The sequence below is a fragment of the Petrotoga halophila DSM 16923 genome (genome assembly GCF_002924615.1).
Genome location: NZ_JALY01000278.1, coordinates 1 through 1,382 on the forward strand (window position 1 = coordinate 1; position 1,382 = coordinate 1,382).

The following is a 1,382-nucleotide window of genomic DNA, read 5'->3' on the forward strand; positions in this document are numbered from 1 at the left end:
AGATCTGAATGTTTTCCTTGTCCAGCTATTGTTCCGTCGTCGTTTAGAACGATTATTAAGTCTGCATTAAGTATGGTACTTACCCTTTGAGCTACGATTATAACTGTGGCGTTTTTAGTCTCTTCCTTTAAGGCTTCACGAAGATTCGCATCGGTTCGGTTATCCAAAGCAGAGAAACTATCGTCGAATATATAGATCTTTGGCTTTTTGACAATTGCCCTTGCAATAGATAGACGTTGCCTTTGACCACCGGAGAAGTTCGTTCCTCCTTGATCAACTGGAGCTTGTAGTTTATCAGGTAATTCTTCTACAAAATCCTTCGCTTGGGCTATTTCTAAGGCATGCCACATTTCCTCTTCCGTTGCATCTTTCTTACCATATGCTAGGTTGGAAGCTATCGTTCCACTGAATAGATAAGCTTTTTGAGGTACAAAACCTAGTGAGTCTCTAAGGTTTTCCATCGACAGTTCTCTTATGTCTACACCGTCGATTTCTATCTTCCCTTCGGTGACTTCGTAAAAGCGTGGGATCAAGTTTATAAGAGTGCTTTTACCGCTTCCGGTGCTACCAACAATTGCGGTAGTTTTGCCAGGTTTAGCCTCAAAAGAAATATTTCTTAGTACGGGTTCCTCAGCGCCTTCGTATTTGAATGTCACATTTTTGAAGGAGATAGTGCCTTTTTTACTTTTTAAAATAACTGGTTTGTCTGGTTCATTAATTGTAGGTTCTGTTTCTAATACCTCTTTGATACGATCGGCAGATGCTTCTGCACGAGGCCACATGACAAACATCATCATTGCCATCATTATTGATATGAGTATTTCCATGATATATGTTAAGAAGGCTGTCAAGTTGCCTATTGGCATTGCTCCACTGTCTATTCGCATTGAACCGAACCAGAGAATACTAACGGTTGAAAGGTTCATAATAAGCATTAGAAGAGGCATACCTAATGCTAGTAATCTGTTTACTTTTATGGAGGTTTGGGTTAAATCGCTATTAACTTTATCAAATCTTTTTTCTTCACTTTTATCTTTCACAAAAGCCCTGATAACACGTACACCCATTAATTTTTCACGTAGAACACGGTTGACGTTATCGAGCTTTATTTGCATGCTTTTAAATAGTGGAATTGCCTTACGCATTAGAAAGAATACAACAATTCCCATCAGTGGGATTATCACTAAAAGCGAAGTAGAAAGGACAACGTCTTGGCGAATAGCCATAAAAGCACCACCTATTGCCATTATGGGTGCAAGAATCATCACATTCAACATTATTAATACCAACATCTGAATTTGGTATACATCATTCGTGTTTCTCGTTATTAGCGAAGCGGTTCCAAACTTGTCTATATCGTTCTGAGAGAAACTAAGTACCTT

The 1,382-nt window shown here is 38.9% G+C and carries 1 protein-coding gene; it reads right to left on the minus strand.

Annotated elements, in window-relative coordinates; genetic code table 11:
• Positions 1-1,382 (minus strand): ABC transporter ATP-binding protein (locus AA81_RS12970; RefSeq protein ID WP_103899274.1); only part of this gene is annotated, 1,382 nt, incomplete at both ends.